This window comes from Litorilituus sediminis, from assembly GCF_004295665.1.
GTDB classification, from domain to species: domain Bacteria; phylum Pseudomonadota; class Gammaproteobacteria; order Enterobacterales; family Alteromonadaceae; genus Colwellia; species Colwellia sediminis.
The window spans coordinates 778,095-801,393 of sequence record NZ_CP034759.1 but is presented as its reverse complement, the minus strand read 5'-3'; the positions used below and the strand labels follow the sequence as shown (position 1 = coordinate 801,393).

22 protein-coding genes are annotated in these 23,299 nt (G+C 39.4%); 18 read left to right on the top strand and 4 right to left on the bottom strand.

Annotated features, from left to right (window positions below; genetic code table 11):
* Positions 1-25: 25 nt before the first annotated feature.
* The 5 genes from EMK97_RS03670 to EMK97_RS03650 all read left to right on the top strand — a co-directional run bounded on the left by EMK97_RS03670 (position 26) and on the right by EMK97_RS03650 (position 5,740).
* Positions 26-1,129: a hypothetical protein gene (locus EMK97_RS03670; RefSeq protein ID WP_130599534.1), complete on the top strand. Its 1,104-nt coding sequence runs from the start codon at positions 26-28 to the stop codon at positions 1,127-1,129.
* Positions 1,130-1,192: 63 nt separating this feature from the next.
* Complete coding sequence (locus EMK97_RS03665; protein ID WP_130599532.1) at positions 1,193-2,281, top strand: hypothetical protein; 1,089 nt, start codon at positions 1,193-1,195, stop codon at positions 2,279-2,281.
* Between the two features lie 45 nt (positions 2,282-2,326).
* Positions 2,327-3,433 carry a hypothetical protein gene (locus EMK97_RS03660; RefSeq protein WP_130599530.1) on the top strand — a complete coding sequence of 369 codons (1,107 nt, stop codon included), beginning with the start codon at positions 2,327-2,329 and terminating at the stop codon, positions 3,431-3,433.
* Between the two features lie 63 nt (positions 3,434-3,496).
* Entirely contained in the window at positions 3,497-4,585 is a 1,089-nt protein-coding gene (locus tag EMK97_RS03655) for a hypothetical protein (RefSeq protein WP_130599528.1), read from the top strand.
* A gap of 45 nt (positions 4,586-4,630) precedes the next feature.
* Positions 4,631-5,740 carry a hypothetical protein gene (locus EMK97_RS03650; RefSeq protein ID WP_130599526.1) on the top strand — a complete coding sequence of 370 codons (1,110 nt, stop codon included), beginning with the start codon at positions 4,631-4,633 and terminating at the stop codon, positions 5,738-5,740.
* Between the two features lie 101 nt (positions 5,741-5,841).
* Here the strand turns inward: EMK97_RS03650 and EMK97_RS03645 are convergent.
* A protein-coding gene (locus EMK97_RS03645) for an IS3 family transposase (protein WP_130598651.1) occupies positions 5,842-6,995 on the bottom strand; the annotation gives its coding sequence in 2 pieces (ribosomal slippage) (positions 5,842-6,737 and positions 6,737-6,995; 1,155 coding nt in all).
* Positions 6,996-7,115: 120 nt separating this feature from the next.
* On the opposite strand from EMK97_RS03645, the gene EMK97_RS03640 reads away from it, so the two are divergent.
* The 3 genes from EMK97_RS03640 to EMK97_RS19000 all read left to right on the top strand — a co-directional run bounded on the left by EMK97_RS03640 (position 7,116) and on the right by EMK97_RS19000 (position 8,736).
* The gene (locus EMK97_RS03640; RefSeq protein WP_145963104.1) at positions 7,116-7,382 is read left to right on the top strand and encodes a hypothetical protein; all 267 of its coding nucleotides are present in this window, start codon (positions 7,116-7,118) and stop codon (positions 7,380-7,382) included.
* 76 nt (positions 7,383-7,458) lie between these two features.
* Positions 7,459-8,499, top strand: a complete 1,041-nt coding sequence (locus tag EMK97_RS03635; protein ID WP_130599522.1) for a hypothetical protein — start codon at positions 7,459-7,461, stop codon at positions 8,497-8,499.
* Between the two features lie 69 nt (positions 8,500-8,568).
* Complete coding sequence (locus EMK97_RS19000) at positions 8,569-8,736, top strand: hypothetical protein (protein ID WP_170176716.1); 168 nt, start codon at positions 8,569-8,571, stop codon at positions 8,734-8,736.
* Positions 8,737-8,850: 114 nt separating this feature from the next.
* Here EMK97_RS19000 and EMK97_RS03630 read toward each other — a convergent pair whose 3' ends face one another.
* Positions 8,851-10,833: a collagenase gene (locus tag EMK97_RS03630; protein WP_130599520.1), complete on the bottom strand. Its 1,983-nt coding sequence runs from the start codon at positions 10,831-10,833 to the stop codon at positions 8,851-8,853.
* 203 nt (positions 10,834-11,036) lie between these two features.
* Between EMK97_RS03630 and yfbR the strand changes: the two genes are divergently transcribed.
* From yfbR to EMK97_RS03580, 10 genes are all read left to right on the top strand, one after another.
* Complete coding sequence (gene yfbR, locus EMK97_RS03625; protein ID WP_130599518.1) at positions 11,037-11,654, top strand: 5'-deoxynucleotidase; 618 nt, start codon at positions 11,037-11,039, stop codon at positions 11,652-11,654.
* A 624-nt stretch (positions 11,655-12,278) separates the two neighbouring features.
* Complete coding sequence (napF, locus tag EMK97_RS03620; protein ID WP_130599516.1) at positions 12,279-12,803, top strand: ferredoxin-type protein NapF; 525 nt, start codon at positions 12,279-12,281, stop codon at positions 12,801-12,803.
* A gap of 1 nt (position 12,804) precedes the next feature.
* The gene (locus EMK97_RS03615) at positions 12,805-12,942 is read left to right on the top strand and encodes a TIGR02808 family protein (protein WP_130599514.1); all 138 of its coding nucleotides are present in this window, start codon (positions 12,805-12,807) and stop codon (positions 12,940-12,942) included.
* A gap of 85 nt (positions 12,943-13,027) precedes the next feature.
* Positions 13,028-13,318, top strand: coding sequence for a chaperone NapD (locus EMK97_RS03610; RefSeq protein WP_170176715.1), 291 nt, complete (start codon positions 13,028-13,030; stop codon positions 13,316-13,318).
* Positions 13,315-15,804, top strand: a complete 2,490-nt coding sequence (gene napA / locus EMK97_RS03605) for a nitrate reductase catalytic subunit NapA (protein WP_130599510.1) — start codon at positions 13,315-13,317, stop codon at positions 15,802-15,804. The genes EMK97_RS03610 and napA overlap by 4 nt, the downstream gene beginning before the upstream one ends.
* Before the next feature lie 51 nt (positions 15,805-15,855).
* Entirely contained in the window at positions 15,856-16,614 is a 759-nt protein-coding gene (gene napG, locus EMK97_RS03600) for a ferredoxin-type protein NapG (RefSeq protein WP_211342264.1), read from the top strand.
* A gap of 2 nt (positions 16,615-16,616) precedes the next feature.
* On the top strand, positions 16,617-17,477 hold the full coding sequence (gene napH, locus EMK97_RS03595) for a quinol dehydrogenase ferredoxin subunit NapH (RefSeq protein ID WP_170176714.1): 861 nt from the start codon (positions 16,617-16,619) through the stop codon (positions 17,475-17,477).
* 2 nt (positions 17,478-17,479) lie between these two features.
* Positions 17,480-17,935 carry a nitrate reductase cytochrome c-type subunit gene (locus EMK97_RS03590; protein WP_130599506.1) on the top strand — a complete coding sequence of 152 codons (456 nt, stop codon included), beginning with the start codon at positions 17,480-17,482 and terminating at the stop codon, positions 17,933-17,935.
* A 24-nt stretch (positions 17,936-17,959) separates the two neighbouring features.
* Positions 17,960-18,550, top strand: coding sequence for a NapC/NirT family cytochrome c (locus EMK97_RS03585; protein ID WP_130599504.1), 591 nt, complete (start codon positions 17,960-17,962; stop codon positions 18,548-18,550).
* A 193-nt stretch (positions 18,551-18,743) separates the two neighbouring features.
* On the top strand, positions 18,744-20,030 hold the full coding sequence (locus EMK97_RS03580) for an acetyl-CoA hydrolase/transferase family protein (RefSeq protein WP_130599502.1): 1,287 nt from the start codon (positions 18,744-18,746) through the stop codon (positions 20,028-20,030).
* 92 nt (positions 20,031-20,122) lie between these two features.
* Here the strand turns inward: EMK97_RS03580 and EMK97_RS03575 are convergent, their stop codons facing one another.
* Positions 20,123-21,340, bottom strand: coding sequence for a pyridoxal phosphate-dependent aminotransferase (locus EMK97_RS03575; RefSeq protein ID WP_130599500.1), 1,218 nt, complete (start codon positions 21,338-21,340; stop codon positions 20,123-20,125).
* Between the two features lie 227 nt (positions 21,341-21,567).
* Entirely contained in the window at positions 21,568-23,280 is a 1,713-nt protein-coding gene (locus tag EMK97_RS03570) for a proline--tRNA ligase (RefSeq protein WP_130599498.1), read from the bottom strand.
* Positions 23,281-23,299: the final 19 nt, after the last annotated feature.

The window sequence follows — 23,299 nt, the reverse complement described above, 5'->3', positions numbered from 1 at the left end:
GGCCACAGGGCGCTAATAAGTAACAATGACTTTTATTGATATGAATAACAACAATAACTATAAAAAAGTAACGAAATACGCTGATACTGCCTACAATGGCAAAGCCAACCCCTATTACCGTGAAAATATTGCCCCTCCTAAGCAACGTAAACGTCATCTTGCCAAAGGGCAGTGTAAGTTGGGGGTATTTCCACGGGTTAGTATCACGGGGATATGCTGGGATAAAGGTCAAGAAATGGAATATAAAGAGATTTTAAAGGGGAGTGGAGGTGATATTTTTAATAAATTAAATATAAGTGACAATGAGTTACGTTTACCACTTAATTCATTGTCGCAAAATACAAAAGAAGTGATTTTTAAAACCTGGGAGTTATTACATTTCATCGTAATGGTTTTGCTACCATTATATCTACTCATAGGCTTCATCTTTAATGGGATGAACGATTTAAAAGATAATGCGGATGTATTTTTTATAGGTTTAGGTGCAATATTAACATCAAAACTTTTGTATCGCCTGTTTGATAAGATTGGTTTTCTCCCTTCAGGGCAGTACGTAATATTTAACCGTCAAACCGGCATGATAGAAATTGCCAATGATGAGCGTACAGGATACCACCATATACCCTTTGAACAGTTTAATGCCCATCACCGTACTGTGCACAATGAAAGAGGTGCGCCTTATTATGGCTTTACTTTATTACATTACCAGCAAGACTTAATCTATCAGGTTGCTGATTACTCTTCGGTAGTTCAAGCATTAGTCCATTGGGAGTTAATTAAAAACTTTATGGATACTAGCCAACCTTTAGCTGATATTCCGCAATTTGAACGTTATCGTTTGTATGACCCGACCACTGCTGCCTATGATCGAAAACATGGCCGCCCAGCTAATTTTTGGCGACGAGTGGATAAAAAGTTTATGAAAAAAGTATCTAAAATCGCATATGACGTGGTGTATAACTTCCCAGTTAAAAAGGCAGATACATTACACGAGGCCTTACAGCATGGTTATAAAGTACCAGATATTGTCTATTTTCCTTGGCGAGAAGCTGAGGTTATTTCTGATACCTTCATTGAATATAAAACCGGCGTGTTTGGCCGTTATTTTGTTGAACCATTCATGTTTTAAGGTACATGTTTTAAGGCAAGAAAGCCTCACTGGTTTTTATAACGGAAGATGATTTTTTTTGATATGAATAACAATAACTATAAAAAAGTAACGGAATACGCTGATACTGCCTACAACGGCAAAGCGAACCCCTATTACCGTGAAAATATTGCTCAGCGAGCACAACGTAAACGTCACCTTGCCAAAGGGCAGTGTAAGTTGGGGGTATTTCCACGAGTAAAAATAACCGGTATTTGTTGGGATAGTTACCAAGAGTTAAATTTTAATAAAGACATAACAGGCACGATTTTTGATATTGACAGCAAACTGGCCATTAAACCAGAGCAATTACGTTTAGCCTTGTCGTCTCAGTCGCAAAATGCCAAGGAGGTGATGCTAGCTATGTGGAAGATTTTTCATGCTAGTGCTTATATCATTATTGCGGTATTCATGCTGATAGGCCTTGTCTTGGGCGGCGTTGAAAGTTTTTTGGCTGATATTGATATATTATGGTTTGGCTTAGCAGGGTTATTAATGTCAAAATATTTATACCGTTTGCTCGATAAGTTTAACTTAATACCAACAGGGCAGTACGTAATATTTAACCGCCAAACCGGCATGATAGAAATTGCTAATGATGAGCGCACTGGTTACCACTATTTACCCTTTGAGCAGTTTAATGCGCACCATCGTACCGTGCATAACCCAAAAACCGGTAAGGCTTATTATGGTTTTACCTTATTGCATTATAAAGAAGATTTAATGTACCAAAATACGGATTACCTATCGGTTGAAGGGGCGTTAGCACATTGGGAGCTTATTAAGAACTTTATGGACACTACCACCCCGTTAGCCGATATTCCGCAATTTGAACCTTATCGTTTGTATGACCCGACCACGGCTGCCTATGATAGAAAACATGGCCGGCCAGCTAATTTTTGGCGACGAGTGGATAAAAAGTTTATGAAGAAAGTCGCTAAGGCATCAAATAATGCGCTGTATAGCTTTCCCGTTAAGCAAGCAGATACCTTACACGAGGCCTTACAGCATGGTTATAAAGTACCAGATATTGTCTATTTTCCTTGGCGAGAAGCTGAGGTTATTTCTGATACCTTCATTGAATATAAAACTGGCGTGTTTGGCCGTTATTTTGTTGAACCATTCATGTTTTAAGGTACATGTTTTAAGGCAAGAAAGCCTCACTGGTTTTTATAACGGATGATGATTTTTATTGATATGAATAACAATAACTATAAAAAAGTAACGGAATACGCTGATACCGCCTACAACGGCAAAGCGAACCCCTATTACCGTGAAAATATTGCTCCTCCTAAGCAACGTAAACGTCACCTTGCCAAAGGGCAGTGTAAGTTGGGGGTATTTCCACGGGTAAAAATAACTGGTATTTGTTGGGATAGCCATCAAGAGTCAGGTTTTAATGAAGACATAACAGGCACTATTTTTGATATCGACAGTAAACTGAACATTAAACCAGAGCAATTGCGTTTAGCACTATTGTCACAGTCGCAAAATTTTAAGGAGGCGATGCTAGCTATGTGGAAGCTTTTTCATGCTAGCGCTTATATCATTATTGTGGTATTCATGCTGATAGGCCTTGTCTTGGGCGGCGTTGAAAGTTTTTTGGCTGATATTGATATATTATGGTTTGGCTTAGCGGGGTTATTAATTTCAAAATATTTATACCGTTTGCTCGATAAGTTTAACTTAATACCAACAGGGCAGTACGTAATATTTAATCGTCAAACCGGCATGATAGAAATTGCCAATGATGAGCGCACCGGTTACCACCATTTACCCTTTGAACAGTTTAATGCGCACCATCGTACCGTGCATAACCCAAAAACAGGGGCACCTTATTATGGTTTTACCTTATTGCACTATAAAGAAGATTTAATGTACCAAATTGCTACTTACTCATCGGTTGAGAGTGCGTTAACACATTGGGAGCTTATTAAGAACTTTATGGACACTACCACCCCGTTAGCCGATATTCCGCAATTTGAACCTTATCGTTTGTATGACCCGACCACGGCTGCTTATGATAGAAAGCATGGCCGCCCAGCTAATTTTTGGCGACGAGTGGATAAAAAGTTTATGAAAAAAGTATCTAAAATCGCATATGACGTGGTGTATAACTTCCCTGTTAAAAAGGCAGATACCTTACACGAGGCCTTACAACATGGTTATAAAGTGCCAGATATTGTCTATTTTCCTTGGCGAGAAGCTGAGGTTATTTCAGACAAGTTCATTGAATATAAAACCGGCGTGTTTGGCCGTTATTTTGTTGAACCATTCATGTTTTAAGGTACATGTTTTAAGGCAAGAAAGCCTCACTGGTTTTTATAACGGAAGATGATTTTTTTTGATATGAATAACAATAACTATAAAAAAATAACGAAATACGCTGATACTGCCTACAATGGCAAAGCGAACCCCTATTACCGTGAAAATATTGCTCAGCGAGCACAACGTAAACGTCACCTTGCCAAAGGGCAGTGTAAGTTGGGGGTATTTCCACGGGTAAAAATAACCGGCATCTGTTGGGATAATAACCAGGAAGTAGGTTTTAATGAAGACGTAACAGGTACTATTTTTGATATCGACAGTAAACTGAACATTAAACCAGAGCAATTACGTTTAGCTTTGTCGTCTCAGTCGCAAAATGCTAAGGAGGTGATGCTATCTATCTGGAAGTTTTCCCATGCCGGCGCTTTTTTCGGTATTCCGGTCTTCATGCTGATAGGCCTTGTTTTAGGTGGTGTACAAACCTTTATGGAGCATATTGATATATTATGGTTTGGCTTAGCGGGGTTATTAATTTCAAAATATTTATACCGTTTGCTCGATAAGTTTAACTTAATACCAACAGGGCAGTACGTAATATTTAACCGCCAAACTGGCATGATAGAAATTGCTAATGATGAGCGCACCGGTTACCACTATTTACCCTTTGAACAGTTTAATGCGCACCATCGTACCGTGCATAACCCAAAAACTGGTAAGGCTTATTATGGTTTTACCTTATTGCATTATAAAGAAGATTTAATGTACCAAAATACGGATTACCTATCGGTTGAAGGGGTATTAGCACATTGGGAGCTTATTAAGAACTTTATGGACACTACCACCCCGTTAGCCGATATTCCGCAATTTGAACCTTATCGTTTGTATGACCCGACAACTGCTGCTTATGATAGAAAGCATGGCCGCCCAGCTAATTTTTGGCGACGAGTGGATAAAAAGTTTATGAAAAAAGTCTCTAAAATCGCATTTGGGGTAGTGCATAACTTCCCAGTTAAAAAGGCAGATACATTACACGAGGCCTTGCAGCATGGTTATAAAGTACCAGATATTGTCTATTTTCCTTGGCGAGAAGCCGAGGTTATTTCTGATACCTTCATTGAATATAAACCGAACGCTTTTTTACGCTTTGTTGTTGACCCTCTAATGTTTTAAGGCACATGTTTTAAGGCAAGAAAGCCTCACTGGTTTTTATAACGGATGATAATTTTTATTGATATGAATAACAACAATAACTATAAAAAAGTAACCGAGTACGCTGATACTGCCTACAACGGCAAAGCGAACCCCTATTACCGTGAAAATATTGCCCCTCCTGAACAACGTAAACGTCATCTTGCCAAAGCGCAGTGCAAGTTAGGGGTGTTTCCACGAGTAAAAATAACCGGCATCTGTTGGAATAGCCATCAAGAGTCAGGTTTTAATGAAGACGTAACCGGCACTATTTTTGATATCGACAGTAAACTGAACATTAAACCAGAGCAATTGCGTTTAGCACTATTGTCACAGTCGCAAAATTTTAAGGAGGCGATGCTAGCTATGTGGAAGCTTTTTCATGTTGTCGCTTATATCGGTATTCCTACCTTCATGTTGATAGGCCTTGTCTTGGGCGGCGTTGAAAGTTTTTTGGCTGATATTGATATATTATGGTTTGGCTTAGCAGGGTTATTAATTTCAAAATATTTATATCGTTTGCTCGATAAGTTTAACTTAATACCAACAGGGCAGTACGTAATATTTAATCGTCAAACCGGCATGATAGAAATTGCTAATGATGAGCGCACTGGTTACCACTATTTACCCTTTGAGCAGTTTAATGCGCACCATCGTACCGTGCATAACCCAAAAACCGGTAAGGCTTATTATGGTTTTACCTTATTGCATTATAAAGAAGATTTAATGTACCAAATTGCTACTTACTCATCGGTTGAAGGGGCGTTAGCACATTGGGAGCTTATTAAGAACTTTATGGACACTACCACCCCGTTAGCCGATATTCCGCAGTTTGAACCTTATCGCTTGTATGACCCGACCACGGCTGCCTATGATAGAAAACATGGCCGGCCAGCTAATTTTTGGCGACGAGTGGATAAAAAGTTTATGAAGAAAGTCGCTAAGGCATCAAATAATGCGCTGTATAGCTTTCCCGTTAAGCAAGCAGATACCTTACACGAGGCCTTACAGCATGGTTATAAAGTACCAGATATTGTCTATTTTCCTTGGCGAGAAGCTGAGGTTATTTCTGATACCTTCATTGAATATAAAACCGGCGTGTTTGGCCGTTATTTTGTTGAACCATTCATGTTTTAAGGTACATGTTTTAAGGTAAAAACGCCTCACTGGTTTTTATAACGGATGATGATTTTTATTGATATGAATAACAATAACTATAAAAAAGTGATCTGGTCAAGCTAGGCCGCACACTTTCTCCTTACACTTTCAAACTCGATTGGCGACATATCGTTTAAGGTCGTATGTAATCGAACTGAGTTATAGTATTTGATGTATTTTTCAACATCGATTTTCATGCTTTCTCTTGTTAAGTGATAAACATTTAATAGCCATTCATTTTTCAAGCTTCCGAAGAACCTTTCAACTACAGCATTATCTAAGCAAGCCCCACAACCACTCATGGATGGTGTAATTCGATTAGCCCATAGCTGAGCTCGATAGCGCTTGCTGGTATATTGTGAACCTCTATCGCTATGGAATATTAAGCCTGCTTTGGGTTGGCGTAGGTTAATTGCCATCTGCATAGCTCTCATTGTTAAATCAACGGTCATACGCTTACTTAAAGCCCAACCAATAATACGGCGAGAATGTAAATCCATTACTACAGCTAGATACATCCAGCCTTGGTGAGTTCTCAAGTAAGTAATATCACCAGCCCACGTTTGGTTAGCGCTAGCTGGATTAAACTTACGCTTAAGCAAATTATCTGCAATAGCATGACTATGCTTTCGCATGGTCGTCACTTTGTAAGCTACTCGTTGTTTTACTTGTAAGCTGAGTAACTTCATCAAACTTTTTACTCGGAAAATTCCAATATTAAAACCTTCTTTGCGTAGCAGCTTCATCAAGGTTCTGGCACCAGCACTGCTTCGGCTATCATCAAATAGTCGCTTTATACGACGATATAGTCTTAGCTCATCTGGTGTGATGATTTTAGCTGGCCGCTTAAGCCAAGCGTAATAGGCTGAGCGACTCACTTTTAAAACATTACATAGCGCACTGATTGGAAAGCGCCATTGCTGCTCTTTAATATATTCGAACTTTACTTCATTTCTTTCGCAAAGAAGGCGCTGGCTTTTTTTAGGATTTCACGCTCCATTAGCAAGCGTTTGTTTTCTTTTCTAAGCTTAACCAGCTCAGCTCTTTCATCTTTACTTAATGTTTCGCCTGAAGCTTGCTTAGCAAATTTATCTTTCCAGTTATAAAGCAGCTTCGTTGTAATGCCTAACGAGTTAGCAGCTTCGGTTACGCTATAACCTTGTTCTGTAACGAGCTTTACAGCTTCTTCTCTGAACTCATCTGTATATTTTCTTGGTTTTCTTCTTTGCGTCATTTTCACACCTTTATTGTTGGATTAATTATCCTTCATAAAAGTGTGCGGTGCTATTAAATCAGATCAAAGTAACGGAATACGCTGATACCGCCTACAACGGCAAAGCGAACCCCTATTACTGTGAAAATATTGCCCCTCCTGAGCAACGTAAACGTCATCTTGCCAAAGGGCAGTGTATACCCAGAAGGTGAAGGTGCGCTAGTGTTACCGAGCTTCGACAGTGATTTAAGTTTACCGTTAACGTCTAAAAGGCAAGGCCAAGAGACCAGTTACTTTTGGCAAAGTGATACAAGGGAAGTTTATCATCAATATACCCCAGCTATCAGTAGTCGAAGTGTTGTCCTTGATAATCGTTCATTATATCAGTACCACCATTATGGGTTTTAATCATAGCTTACTAACTAGAGGGTAAAATAGGGAATGTGCGGATGCATAGGTGTAATAGAAAAAGGAAAAATATACAGTGTGGTTTAAAAATAAAGAAGATGAAGAAACATTAGAAGAAATAGAGCAACGGGTGAAAGCAGAGGTAGAAGCAGAGTGGCAAGCTGAAATGCTAGAGCAGGGCTATAGTCTTGATGAAAATGGAGAGCTTGTTGATACACGCAGTTATGAGCAACGCCGTACTCAACGTGAAGCTCGAGTAAAAAAATGGCGTGAAGAAAATCCTGAGCAAGCGGCTGCAAATCATTTACGTATTGATAATGATAGAAAATATATAAATGCGGGCATTTACTACGAACCTCTAAGCAAAGACTATCTACATAACCAAAGTTATCAAGAGCGTCTAGCGAAAGCGGAAGCGTTAAATGGTTGTAAGTTTAAAGACTCACCCGAGCTTAACAGTAAGCGCTGGCAAAAAATTGATAAAGTTTTGTATGATAAAAAAGCAGGCTTTAGAAACTTATGTGACGGTAAAATAGCCACTATGGGGCGTTTGAATGGCTTTACAACATTTACCTTTATAATACAGGTACCGACCTGTTTATTCGGCTTAAGCAGTTTTTTTGATGGCCATGCATGGACAGGTATATTACTACCAATCTTTTTCTCAATGTTTTTTATACGTAAATGGTTAAAGCCCTATGACCAATTTGTTTTTGACCGCCATTTAGGCTTAGTGAAAACGCCACATAATTGGTGGCGACGCTCGTTTTATATTCCTCCAGAAGATTTAGAGTGCTATGACGGTGGTGAAATTAAATCTGCCCGTGGTGGTGGTTCGCGCGGTACGGCCAAATTTCGTTGTATGAAAACGCCAAAACGCTTTTATTTAAAAACACCTGAGTTTATTTGTCGTTTTGGTGGTATGAGTCAAGAGTGTTGGGCTTCCTATATTGAGTTTATGGATATCACGATTCCAATAAACCCACAATTACATGAAAGTATTGAACATTACTACACCATTGATAAAAACGCGCTAGAAACCGGCCCATTCCCTGAAGAGATGAAGAAGTACATTGACCCAGAAGATAAGCAAGTTAATCGCGAACATGTCTGGTAAATATCTAAAACGCATTATGACAAGCCACCCTAAACATCAAAAAACTAGGTTTTAAAAGGGATCTCTATTATGAGTGATGACTTCTTAGGTGCAATAATTTTAGTTTTCTGTATTTGGGGAGGGATGATTGCCACTTTTAAATTTTTTACAGGGGGTAACTTAACAGCTAAACCTATCGCTGATAACACTATTTTAGATGAGCTATGTCTTGTTTATAAGCCTTTTAACTATTGCTGAATGAGCAAATAGTTAATTCAATCGCTATAAAAAACAAACCCCATCAAAAATGATAGGGTTTATCAGTAATTTGAAAGCTTTACACTATAAAGCCTTTTTTATTAAGCTGAGCAATTATTTATCGGCAGCGTTACCTTTTGCTTTAAGCGCATTCTCATGCCAGTATTGCCAGTGCATATGTCGATGTGTTTCTACTAAGTGCTCTGGTTGTAAGTAATCTTTATAAGTGTAGCGATAGAATTGACGAGGCTTTTTCGGATCTTTAGCTTCTTCAGTTTGTTTGCCTAAATCTTGATGTTTTACTAGCCAGTTATAAAAGCTTTCTTGAAATTTTTCGCCAGACTCATCCAGTAACTTTTTATAGCCGCCAAAGAAATCAGTTTTTAAGTAATGGGCAAGCTTAAGGTACTCATCATGATGCTCTTCAAACATAAAGCGAACCGCTAAGTAGCCCCACTTGTACACTTGCGTTGTGCCATCTTTATATTCGGTATTAAATACATCCGTTAATGACAACCATTCTTCTGGCTTTTTATCGACCAGCTCTTTAAACGCTTTAGGGTTGTCATCGGCTTTGGAAATGTATTCCGCTAAGCCTTCTGACCACCAAACCATATTGCTTGGGAAGTGATTAAAGGTATCGTATTTGACAAAGCGGCCATCTAAGTAATGCACGTATTCATGGTGTAGATTCCATACTTTAAATTCTGGTCGAACCCAAAAGTGCTCGTATGAATAGAAAGTAGCAGTATTGTCAGGGTCTTGTGTTGTACCTTCAATATACATACCGCCATTATCAGTATGAATATCAAATACTAATTGACCATATTTATTGTATTCTGCCGCATTATGGAATATTACAACGCGAAGTTGGTCGTTAAAGTCATTGGCAACGGGTTGGTTGTTTGTGGCTAACTTAGCATGAAAATCACTTTCTTGAGCGATTAATTCCTGACATGAATTATTCAGCTGAGCTTCAGTCATCTTTTGCGTTAAAATGAATAAGCTATCTGAACAAACATGCTTAATTGGTAATGCTTCTTCAATTGTTGGTGCGATACAGCGTCCTTCTAAACTGCCAGATTTACACTCAGATTTTCCTCTAAAGGTACTGACAACATAAGGAATGCTAAATAGAGTTTTAAGCTCTTGTGTATCTTTATTATGTGTTTTAGCAAATGCTTCTAACGCAGACCATACGTTTTCATCTAGCTCTGTCATTAATGCTTCTTGCGGCAGAGACATTTCATCTTTATCTAATTTTGCTCTGTCTTCTTCAGAGCGTTTGTAATACTCATTCCAGTATTGCTTTGTATATACATTGTAATATTGCGCTAGTGCCCATACCGCATGTTGTGTAGGCCAGTCGCTGTTAGCTATTACAGCATTTTTTGAGCCGATAAAGTCAATCAGTGCTTGTTGTAATTCACCCTGCGCTAATATCGCATTCATATGTGGGTCTTTATTTTTTCTTCTTGCTTCATATGGCAAGATAGCGCCAGCTCTAATGACTTCCCAAAGCGCGTATTGGTTAAGCTTATCATGACCTAAATCGGTATTGGCATATAAGTTAATCAATTTAGTTAGTGGTTGAATATGATCTGCTACCATAGGTTGTAGCGGTTCTAGAAAAAATAAGCGATATAAAGCAACAGCATAATTTTCATGTAGTTTTGCTGTATCCGCTGTTAACTGATAGAAACCAGGCATATTTTGCATCGCAATAAGCGCTTGGTTTAGCGATTGAGCCGTCGCTTCTGGCCAATCTTTATCTGGGCCAAAGCTAGAATAAACTCTAAGGTAAAAGCTTAGCTTTTCGAGATCTTTATCTGCTAAATTGCCTTGTTTTGCTTTCACTGTTATCGCATTAGCCACATCACCTAATAAGTTGTCTTGATAATGATTAAAGTCTTGGCTCCAAAGCTGTTCTAGATCTGCTTGCAAAATAGAGCTAACGGTTGACTGAGTCAGCGCATTGTTAGTTACAACCTGTTGGTTTTGAGAGAGTGGCTGGTTCGCGCTTTGATTTGTATTAGAGCAGGCGCTTAACACAGAGATAGCAACCACAGATAGCAAAGTAGAAATTTTATTAGTCATAATCATTTTATTATTTAGTTGTAGATGCTAGCAATGTATACAATATGTCATTGTTGTGCAAGTTAGGCTAAGCTTGCGTGAAATCAAATTGTTTATAGATTTAGCAATTAACGACATTATTCACGCGCGTTTTATCTATTAACTTCTTATAAATCTTGATAATTTGCTAAAGTTAATTTGTCTTGTTACTTAATGTAAGGAAAATGATGTTTCACCATAAACAAGGTAGCTTTACTGCGTGGATTTTGCGTCTTCGCAAAATAATTCGCTGGCCTCTGATGACATTTCGAGAAGCTGAAACCTGTTCACAACATTCTTTTGAGGTGGCAGTTATTAGCCATCAAATTGCTTTAATAGGTAAGTTAAAGTTTAACAGGGGCTATGACCCTTCAAAAGTTGCTGTTGTTGCCTTATATCATGAAGCGTCTGAGTCAGGTGGCGTTGGCGATTTACCTAGCCCGTTAAAGTATCATAACCCAGAGTTTACAGCGCAAATAAAGAAAATAGAGCGAGATGTTGAGCACTCTATGGTCTATCAAGGTTTACCCAGCTATTTGCATGATGATATGGCAAACATCGTCATTCAATCTAATGTTGATAAAGATATTAAGTCCATTGTCAAAGCCGCTGATGATTTGGCTGCGTATCATTACAGTTTATCTGAACTAAACTGTGGCAATAAGGAATTTATTGATGCTTGTACTCTCTTAAAGAAGCGGGTTGCTCAACATTGCGAAAACTGGCCTGAAGTGAATGAGTTTTTTCTTTCCCAATTTTCAGCTTGTACACAAACATTAGATCAATTATCACGACCAGATTAGTACATACACTATTATTCTTTTTAGTGCAATAGTTAATTTTTCATGTCAACAGGCAAATAACAGTAAAAGCTATTGTGATATTTGTCACTTCGCCTAGAGTTTTTACCCTTATTTTGCCACTTTGATCAGTGAAATTAAAAATAAATTGCCTTTTTATCAAAAAATCCATGAATAAAATAAGGTCTCTTTAATACTTGAGTGAAAAGGTCAAGTATACCGGGGGCTTGCCAGTATCCCCGAGTAAAACCCCATTAAATTTTTGAGGGTGTTTTTTGAGCAAAAATAAAGAAAACGTAGTGATATTGTCGCTATGTATACAAAGTTTGTCGCGATAATAAGCAAGATGAAAAATATACTGCTATATTGTCGTTGATATATGTCAAAACATTCACCTTCTTTGTTGATCTATGTCAACGTAATAGGAGGGCTAAGTTGATGCCCCTTAAGCTTTTATGTGTATAATCATTTCATTATATAACGGTGAAGTTAGTCATTTTGGCTGTATATAAAGATGGTTAATTATTAATAGTGTCTTTGAGTAAGCTATTTTTAAAAGTAAACATGTTTATTGGAGTTATTGGTGCTGATTGATTTCATTGTTCAAAGGATATACAAGGTATATTAATGGCTGTAGGCGTAGATCATTCTAGACGTAACTTTTTTCGAGGTCGTAGACCGAGCGAAAAGGTAAATGTCCGCCTGCCTTGGCTAAAAAGTGAACAGGCGCTTTTGCAAGAATGTACGCAATGCTCTGATTGTATCAATGCTTGTGAAACGCAAATTATCGTTAAAGGCGAGGGGGGTTTTCCCACCGTCGATTTCACTAAAGGTGAGTGCACTTTTTGTCAGCAGTGTGCATTAGCGTGTAACGAGCCTATCTTTGTCGACGATTTATCTCAAACACCTTGGCAGGTAGAAGCGATAATCAAAGATTCATGCTTAGCTAAAAATCAAATCATGTGTCAGAGCTGTCAAGACAGCTGTGAGCCATACGCCATTTCATTTCAGTATTTACAATCTTCGGTTCCTCAGCCACGTATCAGTCAAGTTGACTGTAATGGCTGTGGTGCATGTGTTTCAGTCTGTCCGCAGTCTGCAATCGAAATAAAACCAATAGATACTTCTACAACATTAGCAATAGGAGAATAGTATGAGTGCACTAGAGCAATTAATTTGGAACATTTTAGGATACTCGTCTATGCCCTTGATTTTTCTAGGTGGTTTTATTGCCACTGCTGTAGTTGCAATAGCACTACTGAAAATGACTGGTGCAGAGGCAAAAGAATAATTTAAAGCTTCATGCTTTATTTATAGTAAAAGCAAAACATAAGCCTGAGGCTTAATATAAACGAATTAAACAGAGGTCAATTATTGTGATCAATCTACTTGAAGAAAATCCTGTCAACATTGCTGGCGTTTTATTTGTCGCTCGACCGGAAAATGTCGAGGAAGTGGCAGGTAAGCTAGCAGAGTTCCCAGGAGCTGAAGTACATGAAACCAGTGATAACGGCAACATGGTAGTAACAATAGAAGAAGACAATAAAGATCAACGCTTAATTGAAACAATAACAACTATGAGCAACATCCCCGGTGTAATCTCCTCATCATTAATTTTCCATCATAATGATGCTGGATTAGCACAATTTTCAGGAGGGCAAAAATGACACTGACTAGACGGGATTTTATAAAAGCAAACGCTATTGCGGCAACAGCTGTTGCTGCTGGCATTTCAATTCCTACTTCTGCTTCAAATATGATTACTAAATCATCTGAAAGCAAAATTAAGTGGGATAAGGCGCCATGTCGATTCTGCGGTACTGGTTGTAGCGTACTTGTCGGTACTCAACATGGTAAAGTAGTCGCAACCCAAGGTGATCCAGATGCGCCAGTAAATAAAGGCCTAAACTGTATCAAAGGTTATTTCTTATCTAAGATCATGTACGGTAAAGATAGATTAACCACGCCTTTATTACGTATGACCGATGGTCAATACGATAAAGAAGGTGATTTTACCCCGGTTAGCTGGGATAAAGCCTTTGACGTAATGGCGGATAAATTTAAAACAGCCATCAAAGAAAAAGGGCCTACTTCTGTTGGTATGTTTGGCTCAGGTCAATGGACTATTTGGGAAGGTTATGCGGCATCTAAGTTGATGAAAGCAGGTTTCTTATCAAATAATATTGATCCAAACGCTCGTCACTGTATGGCTTCTGCGGTAGGTGGCTTTATGCGTACCTTCGGTATTGATGAGCCTATGGGTTGTTATGACGATTTAGAAAAAGCCGACGCCTTTGTTCTTTGGGGCTCAAACATGGCGGAAATGCACCCAATTTTATGGTCGCGTTTAACTGACCGTCGTTTAAGTGCGCCGCACGTGAAAGTACACGTATTATCAACATTTAAGCATCGTAGTTTCGAGCTTGCTGATAATGGCATGATCTTCACGCCACAAACAGATTTAGCAATTTTAAACTTTATTGCTAATTATGTTATTGAAAATAAAGCGGTTAACAAAGAATTTTTACAAAAACACGTTAACATCCGTGAAGGTGTTACTGATATTGGTTACGGCTTACGTCCAACTCATCCGTTAGAAAAAGCGGCGAAAAACCCAGGTAAGGGTGGCTCTAAGCCAATGAGTTTTGATGATTACGCTAAGTTTGTTAGTAAGTATACTGCTGAGTACGTATCTGAATTATCAGGTGTACCAGTTAAAAACTTAATTGAATTAGCTGAACTTTATGCTGATCCAAAAGTGAAAGTAACTTCATTCTGGACTATGGGCTTTAACCAACATACCCGTGGTGTTTGGGCAAATAACCTAATGTACAACGTACATTTATTAACAGGTAAAATCTCAGAGCCGGGCAATAGTCCATTCTCATTAACGGGTCAACCGTCAGCTTGTGGTACTGCACGTGAAGTGGGTACATTCGCGCACCGTTTACCTGCTGATATGGTAGTTAAAAATCCTAAGCATAGAGCGTTTTCTGAGAAAGTGTGGAAGTTACCAGAAGGTACTATTCCACCTAAACCTGGTTACCATGCTGTTCTGCAAAACCGTATGCTTAAAGACGGTAAATTAAATGCTTATTGGGTAATGTGTAACAACAATATGCAAGCAGCGCCAAATATGAATGAAGAAGGTTTACCTGGCTATCGTAACCCTGATAACTTCATTGTGGTATCCGACCCTTACCCAACCGTTTCAGCACAAGCAGCGGACTTAATTTTACCTACAGCTATGTGGGTAGAAAAAGAAGGTGCTTACGGTAATGCTGAACGTCGTACACAGTTCTGGCATCAACAAGTGCAAGCGCCAGGTGATGCAAAATCTGATTTATGGCAGTTAGTTGAATTTTCTAAACGCTTTAAAGTTTCAGAAGTATGGCCGGAAGAGTTAATTGCTAAAGCACCAGAGTATAAAGACAAGACTTTATATGATGTGTTATACGCAAACGGCCAAGTGAATAAGTTCCCAACCTCTGATTGTAAAGGTGATGCTAACGTTGAAGCTGAGCACTTTGGTTTCTACATTCAAAAAGGTCTTTTTGAAGAGTATGCAACCTTTGGTCGTGGTAAAGCTCACGATTTAGCTGACTTTGATACTTATCATGAAGCACGTGGTTTACGCTGGCCTGTAGTTGACGGTAAAGAAACCTTATGGCGCTTTAGAGAAGGTTATGACCCGTATGTAGAAAAAGGCTCAGGTGTTCAGTTCTACGGTAAGCCTGATAAGAAAGCGGTTATTTTTGCGCTACCTTATGAGCCACCGGCAGAATCTCCTGATAACGAGTACGATTTATGGCTAAGTACTGGCCGTGTTCTTGAACATTGGCATACAGGTACTATGACCAATCGTGTTCCGGAATTGCATAAAGCATTCCCTGATGCGGTAATTTTCATGCATCCAGATGATGCTCGTCAACGCGGCTTACGTCGTGGTGATGAATGTATTATTGCCTCACGTCGTGGTGAAGTGAAGTCTCGTGTGGAAACACGTGGCCGAAATCGCCCACCTAAAGGGTTAGTTTTCATGCCATTTTTCGATGCGAAGCAGTTAACCAATAAGTTAACGCTTGATGCAACCGATCCATTGTCAAAAGAAACTGACTTTAAGAAGTGTGCAGTGAAAATCGTTAAGGTTTAACGCCCTAACGTAATCACAAAGCTAAATTATTAAGATTATTTGAGAACAACGATGAGCAGCTCAACAACATATCAACCAAGGAAAATGTCTAGACGTCAGTTAATCACTGACGCTAGCCGTGGCTTGTGTGGTGTGGGGTTATTAGCAACAGGGCTTGCTGGCTATGCCAAGCAATCTCAAAGCTTAGCTGCTCAATGTTTACGTCCACCTGGCGCATTAAGTGAAGAAGACTTTCTTGCTGCCTGTGTTCGTTGTGGTTTATGTGTTGAAGCATGTCCTTATGACACCTTGAAACTGGGTAAGTTATTTGAACCAGTAACAACAGGAACGCCTTATTTTGATGCCAATGTTATCCCATGTGAAATGTGTGAAGACATTCCGTGTCAAGAGGCTTGTCCTACTGGCGCAATATCACCTGAATTGGAGTCAATTAATGACGCCAAAATGGGCTTAGCCGTTTTATTGGATAGGGAAACTTGCTTAAACACACAAGGGTTACGTTGCGATATCTGTGTAAGGGTTTGCCCTTTAATGGATGAAGCAATCACCCTGGAAGTACAGCGAAACGTCAGAACAGGCCATCATGCCATGTTTATCCCAACGGTGCACTCTGATGCGTGTACTGGTTGTGGTAAGTGTGAACATGCATGTCCGTTGCCAGAAGCCGCAATTAAAGTATTGCCGCTTGATATTGCTAAAGGTGAACTAGGTAAACATTATCGCTGGGGTTGGGTTGAAAAAGACAACGCCGGTGGTTCGTTAATAGATGAGGTACTAGATTTACCTGATCGCTTACCGGAGGGGGATTAATTATGAAATACCCTGTTGGTAAAGAAGCGATAGAGGAAAAGGGCTGGTTTTTAGCTCATCGGTTTTTGCTATTAAGACGGTTTGTTCAATTGGGTGTATTAGCACTATTTTTGGCTGGCCCCTTATTTGGTCTCTGGATTATCAAAGGAAATCTTAGCTCAAGTCTTTTTTTAGACGTGGTGCCAATGACAGATCCTTTTGTTGCTTTGCAAGCCTTTGCGGCAGGGCACTTACTAGAGACAACAGCAATTATCGGTGCAGTCATAATTATTAGTTTTTATTTTCTCTTAGGTGGTCGAGTATTTTGTTCTTGGGTATGCCCAGTCAATATGATTAGTGATGCAGCACACTGGTTAAGACGAAAATTGAAGATTAGAACATCAACGAAGCTATCACGTAAAACCCGTTTTTGGGTGCTAGCTATGGCTCTGGTTCTGCCAATAGGCTTAGGCACTATGGCATGGGAGCTTATAAACCCAGTATCTATGTTTCACCGTGGTGTGATATTTGGTATGGGGGCTGGTTGGATAGTGCTTGTTGGAATTTTCTTGTTTGATTTATTACTCGTTGAGCAAGGTTGGTGTGGTCATATATGCCCACACGGAGCGTTTTATAATGTATTAGGACGCTACAGCCCAATCAAGGTATCAGCAACAAATCGGGATAAATGCCATAAGTGCATGGACTGTTTTGCTGTATGCCCAGAGCCGCAGGTGTTGAAAATGCCATTATTTGGTGAGAACAAGGGCTTTAGCCCTGTGATCAAATCGGCTGACTGCACAAATTGTGCTCGTTGTATTGATGTTTGCTCAAAAGATGTATTTAAGATAACGACAATTTTGCCAAATAAGGCAGAGGTATAATTATGAAAAAATTATTAAGTGTTGTAGTGGTTTTAGGATTAGCCTGTACAACGTCAATTAACGCTGAAGAAGTTAACTCGGGTGGGGTAGAGTCTCTTCGTGGTACAGCAACTCTTGATGCGACTAAAAAAGCAGAAGAGATGAAGCGTGTCATTAAGGATAAAAACCCAATTGCTCGTAACTATGTTCACCAACCACCTATGATCCCGCATCAGATCCGTGGTTATAAGGTCGATTTAAATAGCAATAAGTGTTTAACCTGTCACGGCTGGAAGTATGCTGCTGAAACGGGTGCCACTAAGGTAAGTATGACGCACTTTGAAACTCGTGATGGTAAAACACTATCTGATATTTCACCACGTCGTTATTTTTGCTCGCAATGTCATGTTACTCAAGCAGATGCTAAGCCATTGGTTGAAAATACCTTTGAGCCAGTAGAATCATTGGGCAATGATTAGTCCTAATGTGTAAAGGGGAAAAAAATGACAAAAGCAACAAATAAAAAAGGCCTTTGGCACTACCTAAAGTCACCCAATAGCGCAGGATTGTGGTTTATTTTGATGATAGGTTTTGCTGGCGGTATCATCTTTTGGGGTGGCTTTAACACAGCACTGGAAGTAACCAATACTGAAAAGTTCTGTATTAGCTGTCACGAAATGGAAAATAACGTTTATGAGGAATATCGTGAAACGATACACTACTCAAACCGTTCTGGCGTTAGGGCTACATGTCCAGACTGTCACGTACCGAAAGAGTGGACTCATAAAATAATCCGTAAAATTGCCGCCAGTAAAGAAGTCTGGGGCAAACTTACCGGGGTTATTGATACGCCTGAGAAGTTTAACGATCATCGCCGCTATATGGCTGAACGTGAATGGAAACGTATGAAGGAAAATGACTCTCGCGAATGTCGTAACTGTCATAACTTTGAATACATGGACTTTTCAGAGCAAGGTAACCGTAGTGTGAAAATGCATAAAGCTGCACTTGGCACAGGTGATAAAACTTGTATTGATTGTCATAAAGGTATTGCTCATACATTACCTGACATGAAAGGTGTGGAAAACTGGTAAAGTGCATTAATAACTAGGTATTTATCTTTGATAGGTACTTAGTGTTAGCTAACTTCCTGTAACGAAAAAGCGACAGTTTTGTCGCTTTTTGTTTTTGTATACTTTCATAGTGTGTTGGCAACTTGATGTAAATCACAAGATGCGACTTATAGCTTGATAAAATAACCATGGTAATCATTTCATGGAAAACACTATGTCAGTTCGAGTTTGTAATACAGCATTAGAGGCTGTATCTGTAATAGAAGACAACGAGTTTATTTGGACTCATTCAATGGCGGCAACGCCAAGAATATTATTCTCAGCCTTAGCTACACATGCTAAAACCCGCAAAAACTTAACTTTGATGCAGCTACATACAGAGCGTAGCGAAGCATTGGCTGATGAGAGTTTATTGCCACACTTACGTCACCGCTGCTATTTTACCAGCACTTCAACAAGGCCACTTATTGCACAAGGTCAGGCTGATTACGTGCCGATTTTCTTATCTGAAGTACCTAAGTTGTTCCGCTCAAAAGAGCAAGTGATTGATACGGCAATTATTCAGGTTTCGCCACCTGATAAACACGGCATGTGTACTATGGGGGTATCGGTAGAGGCAACTAATGCCGCATGTCAAATGGCAAAGAAAATTATTGCTCATATCAACCCGAAAATGCCACGAACCCATGGCGATGCCTTTATCTCTTACGATAGATTTCATAGCGTGTATTGGCAAGAAGATGAGTTGCCACAGCATCCTAAATCTGAGCCGGATGCTATCACGCAAGCGATTGGGGAAAATGTTGCCCAATTAATTAATGATGGTGACTGTTTACAAATGGGTATAGGCGCAATTCCCGATGCGGTTTTAGCGTGTTTAAAAGATAGAAAAGATTTAGGCATTCACACCGAAATGTTTTCAGACGGTGTTCTAGAATTATTAGAAGCTGGAGCTATTACCAATAAGCTGAAGAAAGTTCATCCAGGTAAAATTGTTACGGGTTTTGCTGCTGGCACGCAAAAACTCTATGATTTTGTTGATGATAACCCACAGGTGGCTTTTTTAGATATTGAGTATGTGAATGATACCTCGATAATTCGACGAAATGACAATGTTGCAGCCATCAATAGTGCATTGCAAGTTGATATTTCAGGGCAAGTTTGTGCAGACTCTATCGGCACGTCAATTTATTCTGGCGTGGGTGGTCAAATGGACTTTATTCGAGCTGCTAATTTGTCAAAAGGTGGCAAGGCGGTTATCGCTTTACCATCAACAGCAAAACGTGGTCAGTTGTCTCGTATTGTACCAACACTTGATAGCGGTGCTGGCGTTGTTACCACCAGAGCGCATGTTCATTACATAGTAACTGAATACGGTGTGGCTAATTTGCGCGGTAAAAGTTTAAGAGAAAGAGCTGAGGCGTTAATTGCCATTGCTCACCCTGATTTTAGAGCGGAATTAACAGAGCAAGCAAGTAAGCTTTGGAATATAAGTTTATAGGCTAAAAAGCATATAAGGAAAAACAAATAGCAAAACGGCTAATCTTTGCAGATTAGCCGTTTTTGTTTCGATTAGAGTTAAAGTTAGATCATTTAAACTTGTTTGTAGGTGGCAAAAAAGTTTTTCAGCCTTTCTAAAGCTGGTACTAACTCATCTACGTGCGGCAAAAATACTAATCTAAAGTAATTGTTATCTTTAATATTAAAGGCGCGGCCGTGAACTAATAAAATCTTTTCCTGTTTTAGCAGATCTAAAATCATTTTTTCATCATCAGTGATGTTAAATTTTGCGTTATCTACTTTAACAAACAGGTATAAAGCGCCCATGGCAGGGTGACATGATAAACCATCAATGTCATTAATCATTTGCGCAGCAATGTTACGTTGCTTTAATAAGCGACCATCACCAGTAATTAATTCATTAATACTTTGGTAGCCGCCAAGCGCCGTTTGAATTGCGTGTTGGCAAGGCACATTGGCGCACAAACGCATGGAAGAGAGAATATTCAAGCCTTCTAGATAATCTTCAGCATGAATTTTCGGGCCTGAGACTACCATCCAACCAGCCCTAAAACCGGCAATACGATAGTTTTTAGACAGACCTCCCATGGTAATGATCAAGACATCTTGCGCTAAGCTCGCTGTTGGTATGTGCTTAGCTCCATCATATAAAATCTTATCGTAAATCTCATCGCTAAAAATAATTAAGCTGTGCTTACGTGCAAGTGCAATAATGCCTTCAAGTACTTCTTGCGGATAAACAGCCCCTGTAGGGTTATTTGGGTTAATAAGCACGATAGCCTTGGTTTTATCGGTAATCTTGCTTTCCATATCTTCAAGATTTGGATACCAATAGTTTTCATCATCACAGTGGTAATGAACAGGTGTACCACCAGAAAGAGCAACTGCGGCTGTCCATAATGGATAATCAGGTGCAGGAATCAGCACCTCATCTTCATTATTGAGTAAGGCTTGCATAGCCATAACAATCAGCTCACTAACCCCGTTACCAATGTAGATATCATCAACGCTAACATCTTTTATATTCTGCTGTTGAAAATATTGCATTACGGCAACACGCGCTGAGTAGATACCTTGCGATTCAGAATAGCCTTGTGAACTAGGCAGGTTATGAATGACATCTTTTAAAATATCATCGGGCGCTTCAAAACCAAATGGGGCGGGGTTACCAATGTTAAGCTTAAGTATTTTATGACCTTCATCTTCTAAACGACGGGCTTCTGCGGCTATTTGTCCTCGAATATCATAACAGACCTTGCTTAATTTCGATGATTTTGTAATAGCTTTCATGAGATAGACACTTCTTAATAGTTTAGGGATTAAAGGTTTTTATTGAAGCTTCATTGTTGCCAATAAATGCCTGTTTGAAAAGCCTTAAATACTATTTTTTAATGAAAAAAAGTGACTTTTTAATAAGATATGGCATATAAAGTCGCTACTTTTATTATCGACATGAAAAAAGGAGCTAACTAGCTCCTTTTCATATATTTGTATAAGAGTAATTCTTACCCTTAGGTTTATTCGTTAAAAAGCGATAAAACCTCGTCAATGGCAATAAGTGACTTTTCACCTGTGATACGGTTTTTCACTTCTACTTTTTGTTCATCTAAATTACGCTCACCAACGATAAGCAATAACGGTGTCCCCATAAGTTCATGATCAGCAAACATAACGCCAGGGCGCTCTTTTCTGTCATCAAACAGTACTTCTATGCCTTTATCATTGAGTGTTTGATATAAAGCTTCGGCGGTTTCTTTTACGCGCGCTGATTTCGCCATATTCATAGGAACGATAGCCACTTCAAATGGTGCGATTGCTTTTGGCCATTTAATACCATATTTATCATGGTTTTGTTCGATAGCAGCAGCAACAATACGTGATACACCAATACCATAACAACCCATAGTTAACGTTTGGTTTTTACCGCCTTCATTAAGTACTGCACAGTTCATCGCTTGTGCGTATTTTTGACCTAATTGGAAGATATGACCGACTTCAATACCGCGCTTAATGACAATATTCCCTTGACCACATGGGCTAGGATCGCCTTCAACAACGTTACGAATATCGGCGATTGTAATTTCACCGCAATCACGTTGCCAGTTTACGCCTGTTAAATGCGCGTCGTCTTCATTTGCACCACAAACAAAATCAGCTAAATGTGCTGCGCTGCGATCAACAATCACTTCACACGCTAAATCTTTAGGGCCAATCGAGCCTGCGCTGCAATTAGCGGTTGCTTTGATTTGTTCATCAGTAGCAAAGGTTAATGGGCTAGCAACTTGTGGTAAGTGCTCAGCTTTTATTTCGTTTAATTGATGATCGCCACGAACTACAAGTGCAACCACAGGGACTTGCTCACCTTCTTCAGTAACACCTTGAACAAGTAATGTTTTAACCGTTTGAGTTAATTCAACAGCTAGGAAGTTTGCCACTTCTTCAATGGTTTTAACATTTGGGGTGGCTACTTGATTTAGCTCTTGGCTTGGCTCAGGGCGCTCGCCTTTTGGTGCTAACGCTTCAGCTTTTTCAATATTAGCAGCAAAATCGCTGGCATCACTAAAGGCGATATCATCTTCACCAGACTCGGCTAAAACGTGGAATTCATGTGAGGCATCGCCACCAATTGAGCCGGTATCGGCAATTACTGGGCGATAGTCTAAACCTAGTCTGTCAAAGATACGACAATAAGCATCAAACATAACTTGATAGGTTTTTTCTAAACATTCTTGCTCAAGGTGGAATGAATAAGCATCTTTCATCAAGAACTCACGACCACGCATTACACCAAAGCGAGGTCTGATCTCGTCACGGAATTTGGTTTGAATTTGAAATACGTTAAGTGGTAATTGTTTGTAGCTGCTTAATTCATTAGCAACTAACTTAGTGATAACTTCTTCATGCGTTGGTCCTAAAACAAAATCACGCTTGTGGCGATCGTTTAAGCGCAATAATTCTGGGCCGTAGTCGTCCCAACGACCAGACTCTTGCCATAAGTCTGCTGGTTGAACCATAGGCATTAACACTTCATTTGAGCCGGCGCGCTGCATTTCTTCACGAACAATATTTTCTACTTTTTTAAGTACTTTCAAACCCGTAGGTAACCAAGTATATAAACCTGAGGCAACATGGCGAACTAAACCTGCTCGCAGCATAAGTTGATGACTTATTACTTCTGCACTGGCAGGAGTTTCTTTTAAAGTAGAGAGTAAATATTGGCTAGTACGCATTGCTAGATAATTCCGTAAT